At 63.8% G+C, this 21331-nt stretch carries 16 protein-coding genes; 15 read left to right on the plus strand and 1 reads right to left on the minus strand.

Translation table 11 applies throughout. From position 1 onward, the window contains the following. The first annotated feature begins 97 nt into the window (after nt 1-97). From CVM52_RS03275 to CVM52_RS03335, 13 genes are all read left to right on the plus strand, one after another. Nucleotides 98-2860 (plus strand): TRAP transporter permease, encoded by a 2763-nt coding sequence (locus tag CVM52_RS03275; protein ID WP_100161169.1) that lies wholly within the window; start codon nt 98-100, stop codon nt 2858-2860. A gap of 17 nt (nt 2861-2877) precedes the next feature. Then, the gene (locus CVM52_RS03280) at nt 2878-3303 is read left to right on the plus strand and encodes a universal stress protein (protein ID WP_100161170.1); all 426 of its coding nucleotides are present in this window, start codon (nt 2878-2880) and stop codon (nt 3301-3303) included. Nucleotides 3304-3391: 88 nt separating this feature from the next. Continuing rightward, on the plus strand, nt 3392-4360 hold the full coding sequence (locus CVM52_RS03285; protein WP_100161171.1) for a carbon-nitrogen hydrolase family protein: 969 nt from the start codon (nt 3392-3394) through the stop codon (nt 4358-4360). A 47-nt stretch (nt 4361-4407) separates the two neighbouring features. Next, the gene (locus CVM52_RS03290; protein WP_100161172.1) at nt 4408-7155 is read left to right on the plus strand and encodes an aminotransferase class I/II-fold pyridoxal phosphate-dependent enzyme; all 2748 of its coding nucleotides are present in this window, start codon (nt 4408-4410) and stop codon (nt 7153-7155) included. Next, nucleotides 7152-8627, plus strand: coding sequence for a biotin carboxylase (locus CVM52_RS03295; protein WP_276308627.1), 1476 nt, complete (start codon nt 7152-7154; stop codon nt 8625-8627). The genes CVM52_RS03290 and CVM52_RS03295 overlap by 4 nt, the downstream gene beginning before the upstream one ends. Nucleotides 8628-8770: 143 nt before the next feature. Continuing rightward, complete coding sequence (locus tag CVM52_RS03300) at nt 8771-9601, plus strand: CE1 family esterase (protein WP_100161174.1); 831 nt, start codon at nt 8771-8773, stop codon at nt 9599-9601. A 192-nt stretch (nt 9602-9793) separates the two neighbouring features. Next, the gene (locus CVM52_RS03305) at nt 9794-10771 is read left to right on the plus strand and encodes a C45 family autoproteolytic acyltransferase/hydrolase (protein ID WP_205964857.1); all 978 of its coding nucleotides are present in this window, start codon (nt 9794-9796) and stop codon (nt 10769-10771) included. A 161-nt stretch (nt 10772-10932) separates the two neighbouring features. Further along, complete coding sequence (locus CVM52_RS03310; RefSeq protein WP_100161175.1) at nt 10933-11847, plus strand: LysR family transcriptional regulator; 915 nt, start codon at nt 10933-10935, stop codon at nt 11845-11847. Between the two features lie 244 nt (nt 11848-12091). Beyond that, nucleotides 12092-13249 carry an ABC transporter substrate-binding protein gene (locus tag CVM52_RS03315; RefSeq protein WP_100161176.1) on the plus strand — a complete coding sequence of 386 codons (1158 nt, stop codon included), beginning with the start codon at nt 12092-12094 and terminating at the stop codon, nt 13247-13249. A gap of 60 nt (nt 13250-13309) precedes the next feature. Beyond that, the gene (locus CVM52_RS03320) at nt 13310-14296 is read left to right on the plus strand and encodes an ABC transporter ATP-binding protein (RefSeq protein WP_100161177.1); all 987 of its coding nucleotides are present in this window, start codon (nt 13310-13312) and stop codon (nt 14294-14296) included. Nucleotides 14297-14298: 2 nt separating this feature from the next. After that, complete coding sequence (locus tag CVM52_RS03325; protein ID WP_240620849.1) at nt 14299-15252, plus strand: ABC transporter permease; 954 nt, start codon at nt 14299-14301, stop codon at nt 15250-15252. Continuing rightward, on the plus strand, nt 15242-16048 hold the full coding sequence (locus CVM52_RS03330) for an ABC transporter permease (protein ID WP_100161179.1): 807 nt from the start codon (nt 15242-15244) through the stop codon (nt 16046-16048). The genes CVM52_RS03325 and CVM52_RS03330 overlap by 11 nt, the downstream gene beginning before the upstream one ends. Nucleotides 16049-16060: 12 nt before the next feature. Continuing rightward, entirely contained in the window at nt 16061-17485 is a 1425-nt protein-coding gene (locus CVM52_RS03335) for a gamma-aminobutyraldehyde dehydrogenase (RefSeq protein WP_100161180.1), read from the plus strand. 87 nt (nt 17486-17572) lie between these two features. Here the strand turns inward: CVM52_RS03335 and CVM52_RS03340 are convergent, their stop codons facing one another. Continuing rightward, complete coding sequence (locus tag CVM52_RS03340; protein ID WP_100161181.1) at nt 17573-18835, minus strand: cation:proton antiporter; 1263 nt, start codon at nt 18833-18835, stop codon at nt 17573-17575. 30 nt (nt 18836-18865) lie between these two features. Between CVM52_RS03340 and CVM52_RS26525 the strand changes: the two genes are divergently transcribed. Beyond that, entirely contained in the window at nt 18866-19153 is a 288-nt protein-coding gene (locus CVM52_RS26525) for a hypothetical protein (RefSeq protein WP_133119777.1), read from the plus strand. A 15-nt stretch (nt 19154-19168) separates the two neighbouring features. Continuing rightward, nucleotides 19169-21319, plus strand: a complete 2151-nt coding sequence (locus CVM52_RS03345; protein ID WP_100161182.1) for an esterase-like activity of phytase family protein — start codon at nt 19169-19171, stop codon at nt 21317-21319. Nucleotides 21320-21331 lie beyond the last annotated feature (12 nt).

The following is a 21331-nucleotide window of genomic DNA, read 5'->3' on the forward strand; positions in this document are numbered from 1 at the left end:
TGGCGCTTGGCGCTTGTCCGGTCAGGAAGCCGGGTGACTTCCCGGACGGGACACACTGTCCCGCCGAGGCAGCCGCCCAGTCAGCAGGGGCGCGCATATGACGGATAACAGCAGCCAGCAAAAAGCATCCGCAGTCGAGCAGGAGGCAGCGGGCAGGGGTGGTCTCAGCCAGGCGGAAATCGACGAACTTGTCGCTTCCTCCGATATCGGCGGTCGCTCGCCTTCGGTCCCGGTTGCCCGGCTGATCACGGTGATCGCGATCATCTGGTCGCTGTTCCAGCTCTGGATCGCCAGTCCCTTGCCCTTCATGCTGGGCTTTGGCGTCTTCAACGATACCGAGGCGCGGTCCTTCCACCTGGCCTTTGCGCTGTTCCTTGCCTTTGCCGCCTATCCCGCCACCCGGACGCCGTTCCAGATCGGGCTGGGGGTTGTGGTGCCGGCGCTGTTGACCTTCCTGTTCATCTTCGGCGCGAAAGAAGACACGCCGGTCTGGTGGATCCCGATCGTTGGCCTGGCGATGATCGGGACGATCCTGCTGGGCTCGCCCAAAACGCGGATCCCGGTCTGGGAATGGGCCTTGGCAATTTTGGGGGCCTGCGCATCGCTGTACCTGTTCGTCTTCTATGACGGCATCGCCCAGCGGGTCGGCGCGCCGATCCTGCAGGACTTCGTCGTTGCCGCCTTCGGCCTGATGATCCTGCTGGAGGCGACGCGCCGTGCGTTGGGCCCGGCGCTGATGATCGTGGCGACGGTGTTCTTGGCCTATACCTTCCTGGGTCCGCTGATGCCGGGGATCATTGCGCATAAGGGCAATTCGCTGTCCGAAGTGGTGAACCACCAGTGGATCACCACCGAGGGCGTATTTGGCATCGCGCTGGGGGTCTCGGCCTCTTTCGTGTTCCTTTTCGTGCTGTTCGGCTCGCTGCTCGACAAGGCCGGGGCCGGCAATTACTTCATTCAGGTCGCCTTCAGCCTGATGGGCCATCTGCGCGGCGGTCCGGCCAAGGCCGCGGTGGTGTCTTCGGCAATGACCGGCCTGATCTCGGGCTCGTCCATCGCCAATGTGGTCACCACCGGCACCTTCACGATCCCGCTGATGAAACGCGTCGGGTTTTCCTCGGAAAAGGCGGGCGCGGTCGAGGTGGCCTCCTCGGTCAATGGCCAGATCATGCCGCCGGTGATGGGGGCTGCGGCCTTCCTGATGGTGGAATATGTCGGCATTCCCTATTTCGACGTGGTCAAACACGCGTTTTTGCCGGCGGTGATCTCGTATATCGCGCTGGTCTATATCGTGCATCTTGAGGCGATGAAGGCCAACATGCAGGGCCTGCCGCGCCCGCAGGCGCCCAAGCCGCTGGTGGCCTGGCTGATCAGCCTGGCCTTCACCGTCGCGGTGATCTGCGCGCTGTCCTTCGCGGTTTATTACGGCATGGGCTGGATCCGCCCCGCCTTTGGCGCTTCGGCGGGTTATGTCGTGTTCCTGCTGCTGGTCGCGGCCTATGTCGGGCTGCTTTACGTCGCCTCGCGCGAGAAGCGGCTGGAGATGGAGGATCCGAACGCGCCGGTGACCAAACTGCCGCTGCCGGGGCCGACAATCCGCTCGGGGCTGCATTTCCTGCTGCCCGTGGTGGTGCTGGTCTGGGCGCTGATGGTCGACCGCCTGTCGCCCGGCCTCTCGGCTTTCTGGGCGGCGGCGTTCATGGTGTTCATCCTGATCACCCAGCGCCCAATCGAAGCGATCTTCCGCAACGAGGGCAATATCGCCGCCGCGGCGCAGCGCGGGTTCGGCGAACTGTTGGGCGGGCTTGAGGCCGGTGCGCGCAACATGATCGGCATCGGCATCGCCACGGCGACCGCCGGGATCATCGTCGGCGCAGTCAGCCAGACCGGCGTCGGTTCGGCCCTGGCCGACGTGGTCGAGGTGCTGTCGGGCGGCAATATCCTGGCCATCCTGTTCCTGACCGCGATCCTGTCGCTGATCCTGGGCATGGGCCTGCCCACCACGGCGAATTACATCGTGGTCTCGGCGCTGCTGGCGCCGGTGATCGTGACGCTGGGCCAGCAGAACGGGTTGATCGTGCCGCTGATCGCGGTGCACCTGTTCGTGTTCTATTTCGGCATCATGGCCGATGTGACGCCGCCGGTGGGGTTGGCCTCGTTCGCGGCCGCGGCGGTATCGGGCGGCGACCCGATCCGCACCGGGCTGGTCGCGTTCTTCTACAGCCTGCGCACGGCGGCGCTGCCCTTCCTGTTCATCTTCAACACCGACCTTCTGCTGATCAACGTGGACTGGGCGCACGGGATATTCGTGTTCATCGTGGCGACGATCGCGATGCTGCTATTTGCCGCCGCGACGCAGGGCTGGTTCCTGGCCCGAAACCAGGTCCATGAAACCATCATCCTGCTGCTGGTGGCCTTCACGCTGTTCCGGCCGGGCTTCTGGATGGACATGATCGTGCCGCCCTTCGAAAACGTGCCGCCGTCGCAACTGGCACAGGCGATGGGCGATGCCGAGGCGGGGCAGGACCTGCGCCTGACGATCAACGGGGTGAATGCGGTGGGCGATCCGATCACCTTTACCGCGCTATTGCCGGTGCCCGAAGGCGCGACTGGTGAGGAGAGGGTGGCCGCCGTCGGGCTCGACCTGATCGAGAGCGACGGCAAGGTGATCATCGACAACGCCGCCTTCGGCAGCCCGGCGCAGGATGCCGGCCTTGACTGGGACCAGGAGATTGTCGAGGTCTTCGCACCCGCCGAGCAGCCGACCAAATACTGGATGTACCTGCCGGCGCTGGCGGTTCTGGCGCTGGTGATCTTCCTGCAACGCGGCCGCGCCCGCCGCGTCGCCGCCACGGCCTGAGCGAGGGGAGCCGCGCCATGTTTGACAATGTCCTACTGCCGATCGACCTGACCCACCCGGAATCCTGGGAAAAGGCGCTGCCGATGGCGGTGAAGATGTGCGGCCACACCGGCACCTTGCACGTGCTCGGCATCGTGCATGACCTCGGTGCGGCGATGGTGGCAAGCTATCTGCCCGCCGGCTTCGAACAGGAGGCCCTGCAAAAGATGGAATTCGATCTCGAGACCTTCCGGGACGAGCGGATTCCCGAAGGCGTCAAGGCAAGGGTCCATGTCGGCCATGGCCATATTCCCGAAAAGGTGCTGGCGGCGGCCAGCGATGTCGCTGCCGACGTGATTGTGATGGCCTCGCACCCGCCGGACGACTTGCGCTCGATTCTCGTTGGCTCATATGCCGGCAAGGTCGTAAGACATTCCCCGATTCCCGTACTCGTGGTGCGGTGATGACAGACATGCGCCTGACGCGACAAACGAACGACCCGGCTGCGCCCCTCCTGCGCGGCGGGCGAGCAACAATAAGGACCCGCAATACATGACCCCCTTCGCCATCGCCGGCGTGCAGATGCACGTTTCGGCGCTGCATTCCAACGTCGAAGGCATGCGCCACCGGCTGGAAGTCCTGATGGCCCGTTTTCCCTGGACCCAGATGGTCCTGTTCTCGGAATTGGCGCCCTTCGGCCCGCTGGACCGTTTTGCGCAGCCGTTTCCGAATGACGCGCTCCAACAATTTCGCGACGACGCCCGCCGCTTTGGCATCTGGCTGATCCCTGGCTCGATGTTCGAACGGGCCGAAGACGGCCGCGTCTACAACACCTCGGTGGTGATCAACCCCGATGGCGACATCGTTGCCAAATATTCCAAGATGTTCCCGTTCCGGCCCTACGAGGCCGGCATCGCGGCGGGCACCGAATTCTGCGTCTTTGACGTGCCCGAGGTCGGGCGTTTCGGCCTGTCGATCTGCTATGACATCTGGTTCCCCGAAACCACACGGCAGCTGACCAGCGCCGGGGTCGAAGTGCTGCTGCACCCGGTGCTGACCGGCACCACCGACCGCGACGCCGAACTGGCCATCGCGCGCGCCACCGCGGCGCAGTTCCAGTGCTATGTCATCGACGTCAACGGCCTTGGCGCTGGCGGCGTCGGACGGTCGCTGGTGGTCGATCCGGCGGCGACGGTGCTGCACCAGTCGGCCGGGCAGGAGGACATGTTCCCGATCGAGGTCGACCTCGACCAGGTCCGCCGCCAGCGCGAGACCGGCATCAAGGGGCTGGGCCAGGTGCTGAAAAGCTTCCGCGACCGCGAGGCCGAGTTCAGCGTCTATGACCGCAGCAGCGGGGCCGATGCCTATCTGAAGACCCTCGGCCCGCTTGAGACTCCGCGGCAGGGGTCGACGCGCGGCCTGCACATGTCGGACCCGCGCACCGCGCTCAACCATACCGAACGGCCCGATATCCCGCCGCATAACCTGTCCGTCTTCCAGGGAAAGACCGGCTCGGACTGAGGGCGACGGAGGAGCGGACCATCAATCGCGTGAAGGAGGACCCAGCGATGAATGCCCAATCCGGAGACGGTTCGCTCCCATCCATTCGCGACTATTACAGTGCGACCCAGCTGCGCTCGGACCGATGGAGCGCGCTTCGCGAGGCGGCCGAGGGGCTGTTGCGCAGCGGCGACGAGGGCCGCAAGGGCAAGAAACTGCTGGAAACCGCGGCCCAGCTTTTCGAGGCGCTGGAACCGATCGAGGCCTACTGGGCGTTTCCGGGCGGCAGCAGCTTTGCGCATCTGCGCCGACTGCTTGATCACGGCAATTACGAGGATCTGCTGACCTCGGTGCGCCGGGTGGCGCGGGCGCTGACCTCGGGCGCCTATCGCCGCCGGGCGATCCCGCTGTCCTCGGACGAGGCCGATAACGAGGATTACGAAGACGAAGCCTCGCTGGCGCCCGAGGCGCGGGCGCTGGGCCGGCCCTATTTCGAGGTGCTGATCGTCGACGAGGTCAATGAACACCAGGAACGGTTCCTGCGCCACAGCCTGCAACGGATGCGGCGAATGGAAGATCCCTTCATCTACGAACCGGTGGTGGTGCCCTCGCTGGAAGACGCGCTGATCGGCATCCTGTTCAACCACAACGTGCAGGCCGTCGTGGTCCGGCCCGGCCTGACGCTGAAGTCGAAAAACGCGCTGCCGGTGATCAGCCAATATTTGAAATGGGTGGGCGACGAAGAAGAGGTCGACGCGATCCAGCCCTATGAATACGGGCCCGAAGCCTGCCGGCTGATCGCCAAGATCCGGCCCGAGCTGGACGCCTATCTGATCACCGACCGGTCGGCGGAAGATATCGCGGGGCTGGACCTTGGCCGCTGCCGCCGCGTTTTTTACAACCAGGAAGACTTTCTGGAGCTGCACCTGAACATCCTGCGCGGCGTCGGGCGGCGGTACAAGACGCCGTTCTTCACCGCGCTCAAGGAATATTCCAAGCAACCCACCGGCGTGTTCCATGCCATGCCGATCAGCCGCGGCAAGTCGATCTCGCGGTCGCATTGGATCCAGGACATGGGCGCGTTTTACGGTCCCAACATCTTCCTTGCCGAAACCTCGGCCACCTCCGGCGGGCTCGACAGCCTGCTCGAGCCGCGCGGACCGATCAAGGAAGCGCAGGACATGGCGGCGCAGGCCTTTGGGTCGAAACACACCTATTTCGCCACTAACGGCACCTCGACCTGCAACAAGATCGTGGTGCAGGCGCTGATCCGCCCCGGCGACATCGTGCTGGTCGACCGTGACTGCCACAAGTCGCACCATTACGGCATGGTGCTGGCGGGGGCGAATGTCGTCTACATGGACAGCTATCCGCTGCACGAATATTCGATGTATGGCGCGGTGCCCACCAGCGAGATCAAGCATCAGCTGCTCAGGCTGAAGGCGGCGGGCAAGCTGGACAAGGTGCGGATGATCACCCTGACCAACTGCACCTTCGACGGCGTGGTCTATAACGTCGAGCGTGTGATGGAGGAATGCCTCGCCATCAAGAAGGACCTGGTGTTCCTGTGGGACGAGGCGTGGTTTGCCTTTGCCCGGTTCGAACCGACCTATCGCCAGCGCACCGCAATGAGCACCGCCAACGCGCTGCGGCAAAAGCTGAAGGCGCCCGAAGCTGCCGCCGCCTGGGAGGCGCAGCAGGCCAAGCTGGCGGATGCGGACGAGGCCAAGTGGCTGAACACCCGGCTGGTGCCGCCGCCGGACGCCCGGGTCCGGGTCTATGCCACGCAATCCACCCACAAGACCCTGACCTCGCTGCGGCAGGGCTCGATGATCCATGTCAACGATCAGGATTTCAAAGGCGAGGTCGAGCAGGCCTTTCACGAAGCCTTCATGACCCACACGTCCACTTCGCCCAATTACCAGATCATCGCCTCGCTGGATGTCGGGCGGCGGCAGGTCGAACTGGAGGGGTTCGAGTTCGTGCAGAGGCAGGTGGAAAGCGCCATGGCGATCCGCCGCGCGGTGTCCACGCATCCGCTGCTGCAGAAGTATTTCAAGGTGCTGACGGTGGCCGACGTGATCCCCGAGACCTATCGATCCACCGCGTCGACCCATTATTACGACCCCAAGCAGGGCTGGACCGACAAATGGGCGATGTGGGCCGAGGACGAATTCGTGCTGGACCCGACACGCATCACCCTGGCGGTGGGCGGCACCGGCTGGGATGGCGACACGTTCAAGACCAAGATCCTGATGGACAAATACGGGATCCAGATCAACAAGACCTCGCGCAACACCGTCTTGTTCATGACCAATATCGGCACCACGCGGTCTTCGGTCGCCTATCTGATCGAGGTGCTGGTCGAGATCGCGAACGAGCTGGACGACCTGCTGGACGACGCCTCGAAGATGGAAAAGCGGTCCTTCGAAAACCGCGTCGCCGCGCTGATCGAACACGTGCCGCCGCTGCCCGATTTCAGCCGCTTCCACGACGCGTTCCGTGCCGGGGGAGACACGCCCGAAGGCGATATCCGCACCGCGTATTTCCTCGCCTATGACGAGGACAAATGCGACTATCTCGCGCTGGACGACGGCCTGATGAAACGGCTGGAAAGCGGCGAGGAACTGGTCTCGACCAGCTTTATCATCCCCTATCCGCCGGGCTTTCCGATCCTGGTGCCGGGGCAGGTGATCAGCCCCGAAATCCTGCAATTCATGCGGGCGCTGGATGTCAGCGAAATCCACGGATACCGCGCCGATCTGGGTCTGCGCGTGTTCACCAAGGAAGCGCTCGACGCGCTGTCCAAAAAATAAACCGACGGGAGGTCCAAGGAATGGTCAAGAAAACGCTCAAGAACATCTCGGAAATCCGCCGGTATTTCCACACCAACAAGGATCCGATCTATTTCGTGTCCGCGACCAACTTCAACCTGCTGGGGCTGGACGAGTGGGTGAAGAACTTCAAGTATATCTGCTATATGGACTGTTTCGACGGGCGTCACCCGAACGTGCTGTGCCCCTCGGAAATGCCGCATGACGAATTCCAGTCGATCGAGGACATCAACAACTACCTGCTGCAGCACAAGGAGGTGGTCGATTACGTGAAGGCGCGCGGCGGCAAGCCGAAATTCGTCTTCCTGATGTTCGACGAGAAGACCGAGAAACTGGCCAAGGATCTTGGTGGCGAGGTCTGGTTCCCCAAGGCCAAGCTGCGCACCGCGATGGATAACAAGATCGAAACGGTCCGCGTCGGCAACAAGGCCGATGTGCCCTCGGTTCCCAACACCCTGTCCGAGGTGAAGGACTATGCCCATCTGCAGGAGATCTGCAAAAAGGCCGGGCTGGGCGATGACCTGGTGCTGCAATCGGCCTTTGGCGATAGCGGCCACACCACGTTCTTCATCAAGTCCGAGGCCGATTTCCGCAAATACGAACACGAGATCGTCGGCGAGGGCGAGATCAAGATCATGAAGCGGATCGATTGCCGCGGCTCGGCGATCGAGGCCTGCGCCACGTCGCAGGGCACTATCGTTGGCCCGCTGATGACGGAACTGGTGGGGTTCAAGGAGCTGACCCCCTACCGGGGCGGCTGGTGCGGCAACGAGATCTTCTCGACCGCGTTCAGCCCCAAGCAGCGGCAGAAGGCGCGCGAGCTGACCTTCCAGTTCGGCGAGCAGCTGAGGAAAGAGGGCTATCGCGGTTATTTCGAGCTGGATTTCCTGATCGACAAGAAGAACGACGATATCTGGCTGGGCGAGCTGAACCCGCGTATTACCGGCGCTTCGTCGATGACCAACCACGCCGCCTTTGCCCATGCCGACGCGCCGCTGTTCCTGTTCCACCTGCTTGAATTCTCGAAGAAACCCTTCGATCTGGACGTGGACGAACTGAACGCGCGCTGGTCCGATCCCGACATGATCGACAGCTGGTCGCAGATGGTGATCAAGCACACCGAGGACAGCGTCGACATCATCACCGAGGCGCCGCAATCGGGCATTTACCGGATGACGCCGGAAGGCAAGGTGGTGTTCAACCGCTTTGACTATCACCGCCGCGCGGTCGAGACCGAGGACGAGGCGTTTTTCCTGCGTATCTCCAACGTGGGCGATTATCGTTACGAGGGCGCCGACCTTGGCATTCTGGTCACCCGCGGCCGGTCGATGACACCAAGCTTTCAGCTGACCGACAAATCCAAGCGCTGGATCGACGGGATCAAGGCCTGTTATAAGGCGCGCCAGCTTCCCTCGGCGCAAACCTTCGAGGATCCGGCGTTCAAGATCATGTAAGGCTGAAATCCGGCCTGCTGCCCGCGTCGCAGGCACAGGGCACAGGTGAGCGGCGGCACTGCCGAGGCGGATCTCAAAGTGGCCGCGCAACGGATTCCATGTCGTCCGGTTGGCGACGCGCAGGATGACGAGCGAGGACCAATGTGCTGCAACTCATTCGCACCTGTCTGCTGACGCTATGGGCCGTGGGGCCGGTCGCCGTCGCCGCGTGCGGCGGTGCGCAAGACCCCAGCCGGATCGCGACCGGCGCCTACCACCTTGTCCTGCCGGATGGATGGCAGGGTGGACCCGCTGTTATCTATCTGCATGGCTACGGCAGCAGCAGTGCCAAAGTTCTGGGAACAACGACTCTGGTCGAAGGGTTCACCGGGCGCGGTTATGCGTTCATTGCGCCCACCGCGCTGCCCTGGCGCGAAGGCAATCCCACGGACTGGGCCATCCGGGACGGATGGGTGGCGTACCCGCGTAACGACCTGCAATTCCTGAGCGACGTGCTGAACGATGCGGTCGCACGCGTGGCGGTGGACCCGGACCGGGTGTTGTTGACGGGCTTTTCCCGCGGCGGGTCAATGGTGTGGGAGGCCGCCTGCCTGCACCCGACCCTGGCCCGCGGCTATGCTGCCGTCGCGGGAGGATTCTGGCTGCCGGAGACCAGGGACTGTATCGGCCCTGTCGATCTCCTGCATATTCACGGTTTTTCCGATCAGGTGGTGCCTTTGGAAGGTCGCACGATCGACAACCCTGGACTGGGGCGGTTTACGCAGGCCGATATCTGGAGCGGACTACAACTCTGGCGGCGCACCAACGGCTGTCCTTCCAAACCGTCCGGCCACGATGCGAGCGGTGAAATTTGGCGCAGGTGGTGGAGCTGTGATGCCGGCAGCGTGGAGGTCGTGTTGCATCCCGGTGGGCACGGGTTTCCCAGCCAATGGGCAAATCTTGTCCTCGATTGGTTCGAGGGGCTCGAACGGTGACACGACATGTTCCCACCGACAGATGCACCGGCGCGTGTTCCGGGCGCGGGTGGTCACGGAATTAGGTCAATGCTGTGGGGGAACCGCGCCCGGCTCTGCCGGCTTATCCTAAGTCGGATCAACCTCGGCGGAGGCCGTGGCCGGTTCGGCTCCGGCCCTTGCCCTTCCACCCCATTCAGGCGATGAAACCCCATGTCCCTGACCTTCACCGCCCTCAGCGAAGACGCGCCCGGCCCCAAATGGGCCGGCCTGTTTTCGGCATATCGCGACTCCTACCTCGCCTGGTGGGAACGCGAGGGCATCGGGGTGCGGCCCACCTATATGGAGGGGCTGAACGCGCTGCGCCGGCATATGCCCGAGCTGGTGCCGCTTTACGAACAGCTGGTCGAGCTTGCCGGCGGTGGCGACCGCGAGGCCCGGTTCCTCAGCTTCTACTGCCCGCCGCGCTATCTATCCGGCTGCAGCCAGGCGATCTGGCCCGGTGACCGGCCGCTGATCGTGCGGAACTACGACTATAACCCTGCCGCCGTCGACGCGGTGTTGCTGAAAACCGGCTGGCAGGGGCGCAGGGTCATCGGCATGTCGGACGGCCTTTTCGGCCTGGTGGACGGCATGAACGAGGATGGGCTGGCGGTATCGCTGACCTTTGGCGGCCGGCAGGAGGTTGGCCCCGGCTTTGGCGTGCCGTTGATCCTGCGGTACATCCTGCAAACCTGCCGCACCACGGCCGAGGCGCAGGAGGTGCTGGTGCGGGTGCCCAGCCATATGAGCTATAACGTCACCGTGCTGGACCGCGACCGCCGCTTTGTGACCGCCTATCTGGCCCCGGACCGGCGCACCGTGATCAGCCATGCCGCGGTGGCGACCAACCACCAGGAGCGCGTCGAGTGGAACATTCACGCCCGCGTCACCGCCACGGTCGAGCGCGAGCGCTATCTGTTGCAGCGCCTGACGCTGCATACCGAGCCCGAGCACAAGTTCATCCGCGCCTTCCTGCGCCCGCCGCTGTATTCCCTGGCCTTCGACCGCGGCTTTGGCACCCTCTACACTGCGGCCTATCGGCCTGCGGAGGGCCAGGTCGATCTGTTCTGGCCGGGCCGGCAATGGACCAAGAGCTTCGACGCGTTCGAAGAAGACCAGACGCATATCACCTATCCGGTTCCAGACTGAACAATCGCGCCGAAAGCCACTTGGCGGCGCAGGGCGTTGCCAGGGGAACCTAAACCCTTGCTGCGGTTGCCATAAGGCTTGTTCCGACGGCCGCGCTGTCGTTAGCTGGTCCATGGAAACCCAATTGCCGGCCCAGGCCGGGCAACCGAAAGTGCCGGTATATGTCATTCACGCTGAAACAGTTGCGCTATTTCGTTGCGGTCGCCGAAAAGGGCTCGGTCATCGGCGCGGCACAGACGCTGTCAATCTCGCAATCCGCGGTCACGGAGGCGTTGAAAAACCTCGAGGCCGATCTGGGCGTGACATTGTTCGAGCGTCATGCCCGCGGGCTGAACATCACCCACAGCGGCCACCAGTTTTTGCGCCACGCCACCAAGATCCTGTCGGACGTGTCCGGGGCGCGGCGCGCGTTCAAGAAACCACCGGGGAAAACCTCGGGCCGGCTGAACATCGGGGTGACCTCGCTGATGGCGGGCTATGTGATGTCCGATCTGCTGTCCCGCTACCGCCGGATGAACCCGTCGGTCACGGTTTCGGCGCTGGAGGATTCCGGCGAATACCTGGAACATCTGCTGATCGGCGGCGAACTGGATGTGGCCGTCATGGTGATTTCCAACCTGCGTGACCGAATGGCGCTGCAATCCGAGATCCTCGATGTCTCGGCCTTCCGCCTGTGGCTGCCGCTCGAGCACAAGTTGGCCAGGCGGGAGAGCATCGGGCTGGACGACGTCGCGCGCGAGCCGCTGATCATGCTGAACGTGGACGAGATGGAAGAAGAGGCGGTCAAGCTGTTGTCGGCCTTCGGTCAAAAGCCGCAGATCGCGTTCCGGACCCGCAGCGTCGAGGCGGTGCGCAGCCTGGTCGCCACCGGGGCGGGGGTGGCGCTGTTGCCGGACCTGGTCTATCGGCCCTGGTCGCTGGATGGCGACCGGATCGAAAGTCGCGATGTCTCGGGCGCCTTGCCCATCGTTCAGGTTGGTGTGGTGTGGCGGCGCGGGCTGCCGCTGTCGACGGCGGTGCGCGACTTTATCTCGCTTGCGCGGATGGGACAGGCGGGCAAACATCTGCGGCTTTAGCCGGTACGAGCTATCGGAAATTCCGAATGCCAGTTTCTGATTAATGAATTTGCGAACGCAGAGGCGTCTTACCATAGTGACCATGCGGCAAATGAATCGTGCGCCTGAACAGCGGGCGATTCTGGATCGCGCCCCGGCATGCGACCGGGTCAAAACCAAAATCATCTTGGGCAACCGGCGGCGCCGGCTGGTCAGTTCTGACCGGCCAGTGGGGCCACGCGGATCGCCCCGCAGGGAGATTGCTATGAAGCAGAGAGTCATCACAGCCGTGGTCAGTTCGATCACCGCCGCCTCGGTTGCAACCGTCGCGCCGGCGCAAATATCCGAGATCGGCGAAGGCGAGGGCGCGCTGTCGATTGTCGCCTGGGCCGGGTATATCGAGCGCGGCGAGACCGACGCGAATTTTGACTGGGTGACCAAGTTCGAAGACGCCACCGGCTGCATGGTTTCGGTCAAAACCGCCAACACCTCGGACGAAATGGTGGCCCTGATGAACGAGGGTGGCTTTGACCTGGTGACCGCCAGCGGCGATGCCTCGCTGCGGATGATCGCGGGCAAGCGGGTTCAGCCGATCAATATCGACCTGATCCCGTCCTGGGACACCGTGGACGAGCGGCTGAAGGAAGCGCCCTGGCATTATGTCGACGGCCAGCACTATGGCACACCCTATATGTGGGGGCCCAACGTGCTGATGTACAACACCGAAGCCTTTGCCGAGCCGCCGACTTCCTGGAGCGTGGTGTTCGAGGAAACCACCCTGGCCGACGGTCAGTCGAACAAGGGCCGGGTCCAGGCCTATGACGGGCCGATCCACATCGCCGATGCGGCCAACTACCTGATGTATCACCAGCCCGACCTGGGCATCGTCGACCCCTATGAACTGTCGCCCGACCAATATGCCGCCGCGCTGGATCTGCTGCGTGGCCAGCGCGAACTGGTCAGCCGCTACTGGCACGACGCGTTCATCCAGATCGACGATTTCAAGAACGAAGGGATGGCCGCCTCCGGGTCCTGGCCGTTCCAGGTAAACCTCTTGCAGGCCGATAATGTCCCCGTGGCCTCGGTGGTCCCGCAGGAAGGCGCGACGGGATGGGCCGATACCACCATGCTGCACGTCGATTCCGAGCATCCGAACTGCGCCTATATGTGGATGGAACACACGCTCAGCTCGAACCTGCAATCCGATCTCTCGGTCTGGTTCGGGGCGGTTCCGTCGGTTCCGGCCGCCTGTTCCGACGGATCGGGCATGCAGACCCAGGAAGGCTGTGACGCCAACGGCCTTGCCCAGTTCGAAAAGATCAAGTTCTGGAAGACTCCGGTGGCCAATTGCGAAAGCCAGGACGAATGCGTGCCCTATTACCGATGGGTGTCGGATTATATCGGTGTGATCGGCGGCCGCTGATCTTCTGCAACCCCGTCCGTGCCGCCTTGGGGCGGCACGGGCCAAGACCGGACCATTTCCATGTCAGCCGTAACTTTTGCGAACGTCTCGCGCCACTTCGGGGCGGTGAGGGCGGTGGATGGCGTCAGCCTTGAAATTGCCGAGGGCGAGTTCTTTGCCATGCTGGGGCCATCCGGCTCGGGTAAAACCACCTGCCTGCGCCTGATCGCCGGGTTCGAACGGCCCACCGGCGGGGACATCCGGATTTTCGGAGAAGCGGTGGCCGATCTGCCGCCCTACAAGCGTCACGTGAACACCGTGTTCCAGGATTACGCGCTGTTTCCGCATCTCAACGTCATCGACAACGTCGCCTATGGTCTCATGATCGCCGGCGAGGGCAAGAAAGCGCGTCACGCGGCGGCCGAGGCGGCGTTGGAGATGGTGCGGCTGGACGGTTACGGCAGCCGCAAGCCCTCGGAACTGTCGGGCGGTCAGCGCCAGCGGGTGGCGCTGGCGCGGGCGCTGGTCAACAAACCGCGGGCGCTGTTGCTGGATGAACCGCTGGGGGCGCTGGACCTCAAGCTGCGCGAACAGATGCAGGAGGAGTTGAAGGGCCTGCAACGGCAATTGGGGATCACCTTTGTCTTCGTCACCCATGACCAGGGCGAGGCACTGTCGATGGCGGACCGCATCGCCGTGTTCAACGAGGGCAAGATCATCCAGGTGGGCGCGCCCGAAGATATCTATTTCCGGCCCGAAGTGCCGTTTGTCGCCGATTTCGTCGGCTCGTCCAACGTGCTGCCGGCGGCATTGGTGGCACGGCTGACGGGCCAGACCCGCCCGGCGGCGATCCGGCCCGAACGAGTCCGCTTGGCGACCGAAGGGCCGCTGCGGGCGCGGGTCACCGGCCTCAGCTTCCTGGGGCACAACACGCGGGTGAGCTTCGAGGCCGAGGGCACCCGGCTGACCGCGCTGCTGCCGCAGGACGCGCCGCGCCCGGCAGAGGGCGACGAGGTGGCGCTGACCTGGGCCGAGGATGACCTGCACCTGATGCGGGCCGGGACATGAGCATGGCCGGAACCAGCTTCAGCCAACCGACGACCGCCCAAAGCGAGGGGGTCGGCACGCGGCTGTCCGACACGCTGTGGCGGCGTCCGGCGCTGCTGTTGATCCTGCTGCTGCTGCCGCCGGTGCTGTGGCTGGGGATCATCTATCTGGGCTCGCTGTTCGCGCTGCTGCTGCAGAGCTTTTTCTCGATCGACCATTTCAGCGGCGTGATCCGCTATGAATTTACCCTGGCGACCTATGCCGAACTGTTCACGCCGGCGAATTTCGACATCATCCTGCGCACCATCACCATGGCGATCTGCGCCACGCTGGCGTCGGCGACGATTGCCTTTCCCATCGCCTATTACGCGGCGCGCTTCGCCAAGGGGCGGTGGCGGGCGGTGTTCTATCTGGGCATCATGATGCCGCTCTGGTCCAGCTACCTGGTCAAGATCTATGCTTGGAAGCTGATCCTCGCCAAGGAAGGCATTCTGACCTGGGCCTTGGAAGGGCTGCGTCTGAACTGGCTGCTTGACGCGTATCTGGCACTGCCGGTGGTTGGCGGCAATTCGCTTTCGGTCAGCACCACGGGCACCTTCATCGTGTTTGTCTATGTCTGGATGCCCTTCATGATCCTGCCGATCCAGGCGGCGCTGGAACGGGTGCCGACCTCGATGCTGGAAGCATCGGGCGATCTGGGCGCGCGACCTGGCCAGACCTTTCGTTACGTGCTGTTTCCGCTGGCGCTGCCGGGGATCGTCGCCGGATCGATCTTTACCTTCTCGCTGACGCTGGGCGATTACATCATCCCGCAGATCATCGGCACCTCGCGCCTGTTCATCGGGCAGGCGGTCTATCAGCACCAGGGCATCGCCGGAAACATCCCGCTGGCCGCCGCCTTTGCGGTCGTGCCGATCGTGATCATGGCGCTGTATCTGTGGGGGGCAAAACGCATGGGGGCTTTCGATGCACTCTGATCGCGCCTCACTCCCGCTGAAGATCGCGGTGGTCGCGGGGCTGCTGTTCCTGCACCTGCCGATCCTGCTGATCTTCGTCTATGCCTTCACCACCGAGGAAAAGAGCTTTGCCTGGCCGCCACCGGGACTGACGTTGAAATGGTTCGCGGTCACCTGGAACCGGCCGGACGTCTGGGAGGCCCTGACGCTGTCGGTCAAGGTGGCCTCGATCTCGACGGTGGTGGCAATGATCCTTGGCACGCTCTGCGCCGCCGCGGTCAGCCGCACCCGGTTTTTCGGCCGCGAGACGATTTCGCTGCTGGTGATCCTGCCCATCGCTTTGCCGGGGGTGGTGACCGGGATCGCCCTGCGCTCGGCCTTTTCCATCGCCGAAATCCCGTTCAGCACCTGGACCATCGTTCTGGGCCACGCGACCTTCTGCGTGGTGATCGTCTATAACAACGCGGTTGCCCGGTTCCGGCGCACCAGCGGCAGCCTGATCGAGGCATCGATGGACCTGGGCGCCAACATGTTCCAGACCCTGCGCCACGTGATCCTGCCCAATATCGCCACCGCGCTGGTGGTGGGCGGCATGCTGGCCTTCGCGCTCAGCTTTGACGAGGTGATTGTGACCACCTTCACCGCCGGGCAGCAACAAACGCTGCCGATCTGGATGCTGGAAGAGCTGGTGCGCCCGCGCGAGCGGCCGGTCACCAACGTGGTGGCGATGATCGTGGTGGTCGTAACCCTGCTGCCCATCCTGGGCGCCTATTATCTCACGCGCGGCACCGAACAGGTTGCCGGACAAGGAAAATAACGGAGGATACCCATGCAGACCAAGATGCTGATCGGTGGCGCACAGGAGGCAGGCACCGAGACCGAGGAACAGGTTCTGAACCCGCGCACCGGCAAGCTGATCCTGGCAATGCCCGAGGCGGACCTGGACCAGGTCAACCGCGCGGTGGCGGCGGCCCGGGCGGCGTTTCCCGGCTGGGCGCGGACCGCGCCGGGCGAACGCTCGGCCAAGTTGCTGGCGCTGGCCGACGCGATCGAGGCGCGGGCCGAGGAGTTTGCCAAGCTCGAGTCGCTGAATTGCGGCAAGCCCATCAACGAGGTGCTCAACGAGGAGGTCCCGGCGGTGGTCGATTGTTTCCGCTTCTTCGCCGGCGCCGTGCGCAACATGCAGGGGCCGGTGGCAGGGGAATATATGGCCGGCCATACCTCGATGATCCGGCGCGACCCGATTGGCGTCGTGGCTTCGATTGCGCCCTGGAACTACCCGATGATGATGATGGCCTGGAAGCTGGCCCCGGCCCTGGCCGGGGGCAATACGGTGGTGATGAAACCCTCGGAACAGACACCGCTGACCGCGCTGCTGATGGCTGAGATCATCGCCGGGCTGTTTCCCGAAGGCGTGGTGAACGTGATCGTGGGGCAGGGGGCCAGCGTTGGCAACGCGCTGATCAACCACCCCGAGGTGGACATGGTGTCGATCACCGGCGATGTCGCCACCGGCAAGAAGGTGCTGCAGGCGGCGTCGAAATCGGTAAAGCGTACGCATCTCGAACTTGGCGGCAAGGCGCCGGTGATCGTGATGGACGATGCCGACCTTGGCCGGGTGGTCGAGGGGCTGCGCGCCTTCGGCTATTACAACGCGGGACAGGATTGCACCGCCGCCTGCCGGATTTATGCCGGGCCGAAGATCTACGACAACCTGGTCGCCGATCTGACCGGTGCGGTCTCTTCCATCGTCTTCGACAATGCCGATGACACGCTGAATGAAATCCCGCCGCTGATCTCTCAGCGCCAGCGCGACCGGGTGGCCAGCTTTGTCCAGCGCGCCTCGGAATTGAAACATATCGAAATCACCACCGGCGGTGAACTCGCCGGAGGCAGCGGGTTTTACTATCAACCCACGGTGGTGGCGGGCGCCCTGCAAAGCGACGAGATCGTGCAGCGCGAGGTGTTCGGCCCGGTGGTTTCGGTGACGCGGTTTGACGATGCCGACACCGCGGTGGCCTGGGCCAATGACAGCCAATACGGTCTGGCCTCGTCGGTCTGGACCGGGGATATCGGCCGCGCGCTCGATATCTCGGCGCGGCTGCAATATGGCTGCACCTGGGTGAACACCCATTTCATGCTGGTCAATGAAATGCCCCATGGCGGGCTCAAGCAATCGGGCTATGGCAAGGACTTGTCGATGTACGCGCTGGAGGATTATACCGTCGCCCGCCACGTGATGATCGCGCACTGAGGCCACGAAAACGGGCGCGTGCCGGTCAAGCGATGGCCGCCGGCACGCTGTGTGTCGCGGCCGCACCGGGCGATGGGCCCGGTGCGATCAGCGCTGGTCCGGTTCGCCGTGCGCCTGAAGGTTGCCCACCGCCATGCCCGCGGTAAAGCCGTGCACGAGGGTGGACAGCAGGATGGTAAAGCCAACCAGCGCCCACAACTGTTCCTTGTCCCAGAACTCGACCTTCCCGGCCGCATAGGCAAGGTAGTAGATCGAGCCGATGCCGCGCACGCCATAGGCCGCCACCACCCAGTGTTCGCGCCCCTTCAGCGGCGAACCCGCCAGCGCGATCCAGCCGGTCAGCGGACGAATGAGGAAAACCAGCGCCACCGCGATCGCGGCCGAGGCAAGGCTGAGCTGGCTTAACAGCGCGGGCAGCACGGCACCCAGCGCCACCAAAAGCACGGCGGTCAACGCATGTTCGATCGCCTCGGTAAAATCGTGAAGCCGGCGGTGAAACTGGTGATCCGCCTCGACGCGCCGCACCGTCAGTCCGGTGACCGCGACGGCGATGAAGCCATAGCCCTCGACCAGTTCGGTGGTGCCATAGCACAGCAGAACGCCGGCCAGGGCGACCACGCCCGAGGCGGTATCGGCCAGCGGCGCCCGCCGGGGCAGCACGAACAGGATCTGGCCCAGCGCCCAGCCGCCAGCCGCGCCCATCGCGGCGCCCACCGCAATCCGCCACAGAATGTCCCGGCCGATCCATTCCAGCCCCCAGGTGCCGGGGGCAAAGCCCTCGGCCGCCACCAGCAGGCCAAGATAGACAAAGGGAAAGGCCAGGCCGTCATTGATCGCCGCCTCGGTTGTCAGCGCAAAGCGGACCGGATGTTCGTTGCCCTCCAGCGGCGGACCGACCTGCACATCCCCGGCCAGCACCGGGTCGGTCGGGGCCAGCACCGCGCCCAGCAGGATGGCGCCGGCCACCGTCATCCCGGCCCAGCTGTATCCCAGCAAGGCAATTGCGAAGATGGTCAGCGGCATGGTGATCGCCAGCAGCCGGATTGTCGGCCCCCAGCGAGAAAGGCTGGACAGATCGTCGATCCTGAGCCCGGTGGCAAACAGCGCCACGATAACCGTCAGTTCCGCCACCAACTCCCAGGGCAGCGCATTGCTGCGCGGATCGGGGATTTGCGGCAGGCCCGGAACCACGGCAAAGGCCAGCATCCCGATCAGGATCAGCAGCCCCGACGCCGCGGGCTCCCGGTTGCTGAAGAAACGCGGCAGCCAATAGGCCAGAATAATAGTGGCGCCGACGGCGCCAAGGGCGATGTGATAGCCCTCGAACCCGAAGAATGAGCCGTCGTTCATGAAGTGCCTGTTGTTCCCGGACCCGCGAGATTGTCCGCGACACTGGCACAGGTTCGTCAATTGGCGCAATCGGGGATCGTTTCGCAGTCCGGCCTTCCTGTTGCCGTTGACCGCCTTCCTGCGATGGCCACAGCCCCTTTTTCGTCGGGTGCAAGACCCGGCGGCGACGTCAGCGGCCAGCGCTCGCCCAAAACCTGCGCCGGCGCGGCGATGTCTGGAAGCGCCGCCTCTTGCCGCCCTGTTGTTACATTTCTTTTACCCGACCATCACGAAGCGGTCATGGAACTGGATCAATCGCTTTCTGTCTTCCCAATTTAACGCAGAGAGCATCGCATGACCTTCAAGTCTGTCTGTTTGACCTCGGTTCTCGCCCTGACCGCGGGTCAGGCGCTGGCCGAGACAAATTTCAATCGGATATCTTCCTTTGCAACGCCGCGGAACAACGCCGATACCGCGGCGGAATCCGCCGCCGAGATCATCGCGGCATCCGATGACGGGCTGACCCTGGTCTATACCGACAGCCCGCTTGGGGCGATTGGCATGATCGACATTACCGATCCGGCCAAGCCGCAACCCAAGGGTACGGTTGATATGGATGGTGAGCCAACGTCGGTGACGGTGATCGGCAATACCGCCTTTGTCGCGGTCAACACCTCGCAATCCTATACCGCCCCCTCGGGCAAGCTGGTCTCGGTCGATCTGGCGGACGGAACGGTCACCGGCAGCTGCGACCTTGGCGGACAGCCCGATTCCGCCGCGCATACCGATGCCGGCGACCTGGTCGCCGTGGCGATCGAAAACGAACGCGACGAAGATCTCGGCGATGGACGTGTCGGCCAGATGCCGGCGGGGTACATGGTGACAATTGCCGTTGCCGATGAGGCGCTGGATTGCGGCAGCTTGGTGCAGATCGACCTGACCGGCCTGACCGAGATTGCCCCCGAGGATCCGGAACCGGAATTCGTCGATATCAACGGGCTCGGCGAAATCGCGGTGACGCTGCAGGAAAACAACGCCATCGTGGTGCTGAATGCCGACGGTTCGGTGCTGTCGCAGTTTTCAGCCGGGGCGGTCGACCTGAACGGAATCGACGCCACCGATGAACGCGCCGCGCTGATTTTCACCGAAAGCCAGCCAGGCCGACTGCGTGAACCCGACGGCCTGCAATGGATCGACGATGACCATTTCATGCTTGCCAATGAAGGCGATATGGATGGTGGTTCGCGTTCGATCACGGTGTTCCACAAGGATGGGACGCTGGTGTGGGAATCGGGCGCCGGGTTCGAAACGCCGATCATCCAGGCCGGCCACTATCCCGACCGGCGGTCGGATGCCAAGGGCGTTGAGCCCGAAGGCATGGAGATCGCCAAGTTCGGCGATGTGACCTATGCCTTCATCCTGTCCGAGCGCGCCTCGACCGTGTCAGTCTATGACGTAAGCGATCCGGCCAACCCGGTGTTCACCCAGCTGCTGCCCTCGGGCATTTCGCCCGAAGGCGCCATCGCGATTCCGTCGCGCGGATTGCTGGCGACCGCAAACGAGGTCGACCTGGGGGAAGACGGCGGCGTTCGCGCCCATGTGATGCTGTATGAATTGCAGAACGCCCCGGCCGCCTATCCGCAGCTGACCTCTGCCGGGGCAGAGGAGTTGATCGGCTGGGGCGCGATTTCGGGCATGGTGGCAGCGGATGACGGCATGATCTATGCCGTCAATGACAGCTTCTATGGGTACCAGCCGCGCATCTTCACCATCGACCCGGCGCAGCAGCCGGCCCGGATCATCGCCGCTACCGAGATCACCCGAGGTGGCCGCCCGGCGCAGAAACTCGATCTGGAAGGGATCACCACCGACGGCGAGGGCGGTTTCTGGGTGGCCTCCGAAGGCCGGAGCGATCGCCTGACCCCGCATGCCATCTATCACCTGAACAGCGCGGGCGAGATCACCCGGGAAATCGCGATACCACCCGCGCTGGCCGCGGTCGAGAAACGCTTTGGCTTCGAAGGGATCACCCAGGTTGGCAACACGCTGTGGCTGGCGGTGCAGCGCGAATGGGGCGATGATGCCAAAGGGTTCGTCAAGCTGGTTGCCTATAACATCGAGACCGAGAAATGGGGCGCCGTGCTGTATCCCCTGGATCCGGTTGATACCGGCTGGATCGGCCTGTCGGAAATCGTGGCACATGGCGATCATGTCTATCTCGTCGAGCGAGACAACCAGATCGGCGATGCCGCGAAAATCAAGCAGATCACGCGCGTTGCCCTGTCCGAGATGCAGCCGGCGCCGCTGGATGGAGAGTTGAAGGTGGTGACCAAGGAGGTCGTGCGCGATCTGATCCCCGATCTTGCGGCCAATGCCGGCTATGTCGTCGACAAGGTCGAGGGCCTGGCGATCGCTACGGATGGCACCGTCTTTGTCTCCACCGACAATGACGGCGTCGATGACAGTTCGGGCGAGACCTTTTTCTGGACCGTCGGCAAGTTCTGACACGCCGCGCAG

It is taken from the genome of Pseudooceanicola lipolyticus (assembly GCF_002786325.1).
In the GTDB taxonomy this organism is placed as follows: domain Bacteria; phylum Pseudomonadota; class Alphaproteobacteria; order Rhodobacterales; family Rhodobacteraceae; genus Pseudooceanicola_C; species Pseudooceanicola_C lipolyticus.

Excerpts from the sequence above, each read along its gene's own strand:
- CVM52_RS03275 (WP_100161169.1), top strand. The coding sequence starts at position 98 with ATGACGGATAACAGCAGCCAGCAAAAAGCATCCGCAGTCGAGCAGGAG.
- CVM52_RS03280 (WP_100161170.1), top strand. The coding sequence starts at position 2,878 with ATGTTTGACAATGTCCTACTGCCGATCGACCTGACCCACCCGGAATCC.
- CVM52_RS03285 (WP_100161171.1), top strand. The coding sequence starts at position 3,392 with ATGACCCCCTTCGCCATCGCCGGCGTGCAGATGCACGTTTCGGCGCTG.
- CVM52_RS03290 (WP_100161172.1), top strand. The coding sequence starts at position 4,408 with ATGAATGCCCAATCCGGAGACGGTTCGCTCCCATCCATTCGCGACTAT.
- CVM52_RS03305 (WP_205964857.1), top strand. The coding sequence starts at position 9,794 with ATGTCCCTGACCTTCACCGCCCTCAGCGAAGACGCGCCCGGCCCCAAA.
- CVM52_RS03310 (WP_100161175.1), top strand. The coding sequence starts at position 10,933 with ATGTCATTCACGCTGAAACAGTTGCGCTATTTCGTTGCGGTCGCCGAA.
- CVM52_RS03315 (WP_100161176.1), top strand. The coding sequence starts at position 12,092 with ATGAAGCAGAGAGTCATCACAGCCGTGGTCAGTTCGATCACCGCCGCC.
- CVM52_RS03320 (WP_100161177.1), top strand. The coding sequence starts at position 13,310 with ATGTCAGCCGTAACTTTTGCGAACGTCTCGCGCCACTTCGGGGCGGTG.
- CVM52_RS03325 (WP_240620849.1), top strand. The coding sequence starts at position 14,299 with ATGGCCGGAACCAGCTTCAGCCAACCGACGACCGCCCAAAGCGAGGGG.
- CVM52_RS03330 (WP_100161179.1), top strand. The coding sequence starts at position 15,242 with ATGCACTCTGATCGCGCCTCACTCCCGCTGAAGATCGCGGTGGTCGCG.
- CVM52_RS03335 (WP_100161180.1), top strand. The coding sequence starts at position 16,061 with ATGCAGACCAAGATGCTGATCGGTGGCGCACAGGAGGCAGGCACCGAG.
- CVM52_RS03340 (WP_100161181.1), bottom strand. The coding sequence starts at position 18,835 with ATGAACGACGGCTCATTCTTCGGGTTCGAGGGCTATCACATCGCCCTT.
- CVM52_RS03345 (WP_100161182.1), top strand. The coding sequence starts at position 19,169 with ATGACCTTCAAGTCTGTCTGTTTGACCTCGGTTCTCGCCCTGACCGCG.